Source organism: Rhizobium sp. SRI_017 (genome assembly GCF_057586295.1).
The window spans coordinates 497509-504093 of sequence record NZ_JBYCZP010000003.1 but is presented as its reverse complement, the minus strand read 5'-3'; the positions used below and the strand labels follow the sequence as shown (position 1 = coordinate 504093).

Below are 6585 nucleotides of genomic sequence, written 5' to 3'. Positions count from 1 at the left end.
GTCGCTGATGCGAATGCTGGCCTACCAAGAGTTCGTTCTGAACCGCTAGACGACTCTTCATTTTTAGCCGGCGGCGGCCGGACCAGCATCTCGGCGACACATAATTGTCTCTGGCACCACCATTCCGGTGCCGGGAGACGTTCATGCCCTACCTGTCCGTCATCACCTTCCCACTCAAGATCAAGCTGATCACGCTGTCACTGCTGTTCGCGGCGCTCAAGCACTACGGCCAGCTCGATTGGGAGTGGGTCACCGTGGCCGCGCCGATCCTGTTCGGCTCAGCCCGCACCATCATCGAGTACGTTTGGTTCTACGTCAGCAAGATGACCATTGCCTTTTTTGGAGGCGGCAAGGGTGTCTCGCGCTTCTGCGACCGCCTGGAAACGAAGCTCGCCAAGAGCCAGCGGACGACAAGGGAAGCCATTGAGAAGCTTCGCCGGGCGGCCTCGGAGTTGAAGAGTTGACCCGCCTCCGCCCCCTCGACCCCGACGCCGCGCTGCGCTGTCAGATCGCGGCCTGGATCGCGACGCGGCCGGGCGAAACCAAGGCGACGTTGCTCTACGGCTTCGCCAAGCAGGCCTCGAAGACGGTGTCGTATGATGTCGTCAGGAGGGTGTTCGAGGGGGTTTGGAGCCGTAGGGCCTAACGGGATTTTAAGCCTACCGTGCTCCAATTCGGGGCATGGTAAAACGTCCCCGAACTCCACCACCGACACTGCTCCTCCGCGAAGACGACGCCTTGTTGCGGGGCCAGCGCCGCCGATGCCGACGACGTCTTCGAAGTGGACTCATCAGTCTTCCTCTTCCTCGTCGTACCCGCCCATGTTCAGTGAGTCTTTGAGGGCGTCCATCTTAGCCCACATATCTTCCGTCCGGACATCGTTGCGGCGATCCTCGGCGTCTTGAAAAGAAAAGCGCGTGCCAGCTGAGACAGGATCATCGAACGCGTCTAAAAGCATGTCCTCCCACGTCTGCAGAACCTTGAACTTGTCCCTCAACGATGGATTCATGTCATAGATTTTCTGCCTGACTGTCTGCTTGCCCTCGTTTTTATGGGTAACCCGCTCGACGGACATGTGGTCGTCGAACCCGAGGTCTTTCCACTCCGACAAATGCGTGATCAGGCAGCGACGTGAATCGTGTGTCCCCTTGAATGAGGACGGGAGTCCCTCTTCGAGCTTCAGCGCCTTCTGAAGTGCCTCCTTCACGGTCGTGTAGTGCATCGTAAAAGTATGATCGCCCGGCTTGCCATCGACGCCCTTGCTTCTGCGGAGTTGGGGAAACAAGAAATCGTTGCCGTCGCGGGCATGGCTCTTCTTCATCATAAAGACGCACCACGCGGCGACGTCCGGAAGGGGAAGCAATCTGTACGCGCCCATCTTATCTGGACCCAAGGCCCACACGTATTTCCACGGTGTACCCTTGTCGGCCGGAACGCGAACGAATTCGATAGAGCAGGCCGTCAACACGGACGAGATGCGTTGTCCCGTCATCAATTGGAGCAGAAGAGCGATCTTTGCGGGCTCCGGCGCAACGACGTCATACCAGAGCTGAGACAGACCGAACATGCCCAGCTGTGCGGGGCTGGCGTACTGGGGCGTGAACGTCGCCGCCGCTTGTCGACGTGCCCTGCCCCGCTTTCCCCGGTCCTTGCCAGAGGTCACGCTTACTGGCTTGGGCTTCTTCACGAGACGAGCGACGTTCGTCTCAATGCCGCTCATCCGCCTCTGCTCGCTGTCGTGTTCCGATGCCCACTCGAACATCGTCCGGAAGTATTGCACGACCTTCGTTCGTTGGGACAGCCCAGTATTCTGCGTCGCCCCCTCTTTGGTCAGGCATCGGGCCTTCATGTTGTCCAACACCTTGTTGATCTCAGCGACGCCAACAGCGTGCGCGGCCATACCGGACAGATGCTCGAAATCTGCACCCACAACGCCGCCCGCAGCGCCCAGCGCCGAACACATGGCCTGCCAAGATTTGAACGACAGGTTCTGCTCCACGTACTCCAGATAGGCATCGCGGAGTTGCTCCCACGTCCACACCTCGCCCCTGTTGAGAGCGACACGGTCACGCGCCTTTCTGACGCCTTGTGCGCCTTTGTTGATCTCCGAAAGGATTTCGTTCACGCGGGCCTCATCGCCCGCGTCGACAAACTCGCGTATTTGCACGACCAGCTTCTTGAGTTCGTCGAGGTTCCCCTTCTCGGTGGTCTTCTTGTAGACCTTGTCCGGAACGAACATCTCCAGACCGCTCACACGTTTCTTGTAAGCGTCGGTCATGACGTACCAGGCCGCCTTGCCCCCGCGCACACGGATGGCCATCCCCCGAGTTTGTTTGTCTCGATAGTCGATGTCGCGCGCTTCTACCGCATCCTTTTGAGCTTGTTTCCAAATGTCGTGATCGATGTGTACGACTGCCATTCCCTGACCCGAAAGTTGACCCGCCTGAAACTTCGGGTCAGAATAGGGTCAGGCACCCAAAAAGCAACATCTAATACGGAACATGATGACGCATGGGTTAGCAAGACCAACAGAGAAGACAAATGTGCAGAATATTGTTTAATTTCAATGGATTGAAGCACTCAATCCCAGCTGGCAAAAATTCTCTTCAGATACGGATTGACACGCCGTACAGAAAAGTCCCTTCCTTTTAATCAGTAGGTCATTGGTTCGAATCCCATCGCTCTCACCACGGAAAAGAAAAGCAGAATCAATACATCGTATCTTTTCCTAAGGCGCCGCATGTGTCTCACGTGACGGACTTTTGCGCCGAAATGTGGGGTTTTGCCCATCTGTCGGGCATATGGCACATGGAATCGATGTCACCCGCGCAACGGCGCGCGCAAAGGATCCGCTCTATCCTTCTCAACAAGTAGGCGTTTCAGGCGCCGCATATGGCCACCATCGTTGTTGGCGGGCCGCTTCGTTGAGAACGACCATGGACAATGATTTCTGGAGCATAGTCCCGACCCAGCCAGTTGGCGGCCGGCTTTCTGTCACGAGTCGAAGCCGGGTGTTCTTGAAAACCACTTGGAGGACGGCGTGTGCCCCTTTTCGATCGCGTCTTCATAGTGGAACAGAAGTTCGTTCAGGGCAAAGTCCAATGCCTGCTCCGGCGTGACCGCTGGGTTTTGCATTGAACTGGAGAGATAGGCCCCATGTCCCGGTATGGTGATATGGTGACTGTTGCGGTACGAGAACGTGCCGTTCGCGATTTCAAAGATGACGACCCGAACCTTTACAGGATCGCGCGGACAGACGATCAGATCGTATGAGGCAACGCATTTCCGGAAGTCTGCAACGCCGTGCATCTCGAAAATTTTTCTCGCCCTGCCATTCAGCATGACCCCTCCGATTGATCGCCGGCGAACCAAATTCGCCTGTGCGCGAAATTAACTATTCCACTTGAGGCTGAAGGCCGCGCGGTCGCATGCATCCCGGTCGCTCCGGTGCAATTGCAGGATTCGGATCGCATCTTTCCTTGAAACCGGGTGCTTTTGCAGGAAATATTCAAGATCGTAAGGTTCGAAAATAGTTGTCCTGTTCTGTACGATTTTCGACTGGGCGGCCATTTTGAACTCCACTTTCAAATCACTGGACGCACGATAGCAGGACTAACAGGAGCGGGCCTGTCCGCACCACAACGTAAACTCGAGCGCTTCGGTACAGATTCTTACACAAGTTGTTGCCGCGGGAGCGCATTTCGACCAATCCTCATCCCTGCGCTTCTTCGTCCGTTCAGCGACCGATGCGAGCGCCACAGAACTTCACTCCAGATGACGACCGGGGCCCGAACCTCACCACCGTCCTTTAGGATGCACGCGCAGATTTTGTGATGAATCTTGTTGGGAAGTGAATGTCTGCCGACCCGCATTCGGCGTCGTTGCGCAGTGACGTCAGTTGGTTGCTGCTGCGGAGTCATCATGCTCCATTTTCTTCAATGCGCACATCCCACGACATTTTGGCTTCCCTCGATTCACGGGATGGCAACGGGTTTTGCCTTAGCGTGCGCCTCAGCAATTGTGCTTATGGGTATTCGCTCAATGATGCGCTTCATTTCGGTCGGTCTCGTCACGCTGTTCCTGTCTTCCTGCTCGGACAGTGATGCGCCGTCCAGCGAGGATCCTGGAAACTTCATCGAAGCATCGGCGGTCGGCTATCAAGCCGCCCCTGCTCTGGCGATCGGAGAAGGCGCCACGCTCGTCTGGTTCAAGGCCCTGGTGTCAGGCTCGACCGTGCCCGATGGCCAGGCGCCGGCGAAGATCGGTCGACTCGAGATTGCGAAGAAATGTAGCTTCCCGCGCCCCTCGGCGAACGAGACGCTTGTGCAGGTCCAGACCAGTGAGTCCGGTCTGCCGACCGGCATCGTCGCCTTGTCGGACGCGCAAGTGCAAGCGTTGTCGGAAGAGGAACTGCAGGATCCGTCAGCAGCGAGGCAGCGCGCGGCAATGAAAGTCGTCGATGTTGTGGTCACCGACACTCGAGGACCAATCTATCTGGTGCTTGCCGGCGGCAATGACATTGTCTGGAATATCGAGAAGGCGCCGAACAGTGTGATTTCGCACGTCGCCATCATCGGAGGCGACAATGCGGGCATTGCAAATCTTGATCCTTCGGTTCCCGTAACCGCGCTGACGGGCAAGACAGCGAAAGACTGCGGCGTAGCGGCTGCACGGCTTCCGAAAAGCAGTTGGACTATCGTCGCTCAAGCCAATGAGGGTGACATGGCGGCGATCGATAGCGTGAAGCTGCAGACCGAAAAATACAACCGCTACAGCAGCTGGTTTCATACTACATTTGGCAAAGACAGCGAAGCGGTTACCATCGGCATTGCCCGTATGAGCCATGCCCTCATCGGCACCGTGCCAGCCTCCCTCGAAGCACGTTTGCCCTATCGAGGTATTCTGGGTTCAACGGTGCTGCTGGCGCCGACGCGCTCGGTCTTCTATTCTGCCTCGCCAGATGACTATGCTGCGAAGATCAGGGAGTTGCTCGCGAGCAAATCGGCCAACACGGGCGGATAAGACGAGCGCCGGCAACTGCGGAACCGCTGCATCGCCACGGCTGGCTGCCCAGCTACTGCCCCCGCCTGCCTATTTCCCTCGTGACTGTCTTGCTGAAGAGTTCCTGCGCCGTGTCGATGCACTTGCCATGCAATTCGGAGATGGTGAGCCCGCCGGTGCCGTAAAGGACCAGGACGAGCTGGGCGCAGGCCTTCTCATTGGCCTCAGTGCGATCGAACCAGTCCGCATTGAGCAGTGACTTGAAGACAGCCTGCACAATTTCAAAGTCGTTGGGTTGAAGGATGAAGGGCATGGCGACCTCGATGCGTGAATCGAGTCTACAACAGCGTGGAGTCGCCGCCAACCACCATACGGTATTGGCGCAGCCTCTAGAGCGTGTCGCAGCTAGATGAACACTTTGTTCAACAGGCTTTCAAAACTGTCGCTCAATGCCGAGATATGGCACACAGGCACAGCAATACGAGTTGCAGGCAGCGAGATCATGAAGAAAATCGGGTTCCTTTCGTTCGGGCATTGGACGCCCTCTGCGCAATCGCAGACGCGTTCGGCAGGAGACACCCTGTTGCAATCGATTGATCTTGCCGTCGCGGCGGAGGAACTTGGCGCTGATGGCGCCTATTTCCGTGTCCATCACTTCGCGCGACAACTTGCCTCGCCTTTCCCACTGCTCGCCGCCGTCGGTGCCAGAACGAGCCGCATCGAGATCGGCACCGCCGTGATCGACATGCGCTACGAGAACCCGCTCTATATGGCCGAGGACGCCAGTGCGGCCGACTTGATCTCGCGCGGGCGTCTGCAGCTCGGCATCAGCCGGGGCTCGCCAGAGCAGGTCATCGATGGCTGGCGCTATTTCGGCTACCAGCCGCAGGAAGGCATGACCGACGCCGATATGGGTCGTCGCCACGCCGAGGTTTTTCTCGATATTCTCAAGGGCGAAGGCTTTGCCAAACCCAATCCGCGCCCGATGTTTCCAAACCCGCCCGGTCTTCTGCGTCTGGAGCCCCATTCGGAGGGACTGCGCGAGCGCATCTGGTGGGGCGCCGGCTCGAATGCGACAGCGGTCTGGGCGGCCAAGCTCGGCGTGAACCTGCAGAGCTCGACCCTCAAGGACGACGAGACCGGCGAGCCTTTTCATGTCCAGCAAGCCGCGCAGATCCGGGCCTATCGTGAAGCCTGGAAAGAGGCTGGCCACAGTCGCACGCCGCGCGTTTCGGTGAGCCGCAGCATCTTCGCTCTGGTTGACGACCGAGACCGCGCTTATTTCGGCCGCGGCGGCAAGGAAGAGGATTCGATCGGCTTCATCGATGAAAACACGCGGGCCATCTTCGGCCGCTCCTATGCGGCCGAGCCAGATGCACTGATAAAGCAATTGAAGGAAGACGAAGCATTTGCCGAAGCGGACACGCTGCTATTGACCGTTCCGAACCAGCTCGGCGTCGACTACAACGCCCATGTGATCGAGGCGATATTGAAACATGTTGCGCCTGCGCTTGGCTGGCGTTGAGGGTGATCTAAATCCCACGAAAATCGGCGTACCCAAAGTTTCTGGCCGCCAGCCATTGT

General features: G+C 57.7%; 7 protein-coding genes. 4 read left to right on the top strand and 3 right to left on the bottom strand.

All coding sequences use genetic code 11. The features are described 5' to 3' along the window. Positions 1 to 143 precede the first annotated feature (143 nt). Both AC2YI2_RS10180 and AC2YI2_RS10175 read left to right on the top strand, forming a co-directional pair. On the top strand, positions 144 to 464 hold the full coding sequence (locus AC2YI2_RS10180; protein WP_487386345.1) for a hypothetical protein: 321 nt from the start codon (positions 144 to 146) through the stop codon (positions 462 to 464). Then, positions 461 to 646 carry a hypothetical protein gene (locus AC2YI2_RS10175; protein WP_487386344.1) on the top strand — a complete coding sequence of 62 codons (186 nt, stop codon included), beginning with the start codon at positions 461 to 463 and terminating at the stop codon, positions 644 to 646. Before AC2YI2_RS10180 ends, AC2YI2_RS10175 begins: the two co-directional genes overlap by 4 nt. Positions 647 to 790: 144 nt before the next feature. Here AC2YI2_RS10175 and AC2YI2_RS10170 read toward each other — a convergent pair whose 3' ends face one another. Beyond that, on the bottom strand, positions 791 to 2419 hold the full coding sequence (locus AC2YI2_RS10170) for a site-specific integrase (protein WP_487386343.1): 1629 nt from the start codon (positions 2417 to 2419) through the stop codon (positions 791 to 793). Between the two features lie 575 nt (positions 2420 to 2994). Then, the gene (locus AC2YI2_RS10165; protein ID WP_487386342.1) at positions 2995 to 3342 is read right to left on the bottom strand and encodes a hypothetical protein; all 348 of its coding nucleotides are present in this window, start codon (positions 3340 to 3342) and stop codon (positions 2995 to 2997) included. 579 nt (positions 3343 to 3921) lie between these two features. Here AC2YI2_RS10165 and AC2YI2_RS10160 point away from each other — a divergent pair. Then, a complete protein-coding gene (locus AC2YI2_RS10160) occupies positions 3922 to 5022 on the top strand; it encodes a hypothetical protein (RefSeq protein ID WP_487386341.1) in 1101 nt (366 codons plus the stop codon). Between the two features lie 52 nt (positions 5023 to 5074). Here the strand turns inward: AC2YI2_RS10160 and AC2YI2_RS10155 are convergent, their stop codons facing one another. Then, positions 5075 to 5314: a hypothetical protein gene (locus AC2YI2_RS10155; protein ID WP_487386340.1), complete on the bottom strand. Its 240-nt coding sequence runs from the start codon at positions 5312 to 5314 to the stop codon at positions 5075 to 5077. A 189-nt stretch (positions 5315 to 5503) separates the two neighbouring features. Here AC2YI2_RS10155 and AC2YI2_RS10150 point away from each other — a divergent pair, with 189 nt between their 5' ends. Continuing rightward, complete coding sequence (locus AC2YI2_RS10150) at positions 5504 to 6526, top strand: LLM class flavin-dependent oxidoreductase (protein ID WP_487386339.1); 1023 nt, start codon at positions 5504 to 5506, stop codon at positions 6524 to 6526. Positions 6527 to 6585: the final 59 nt, after the last annotated feature.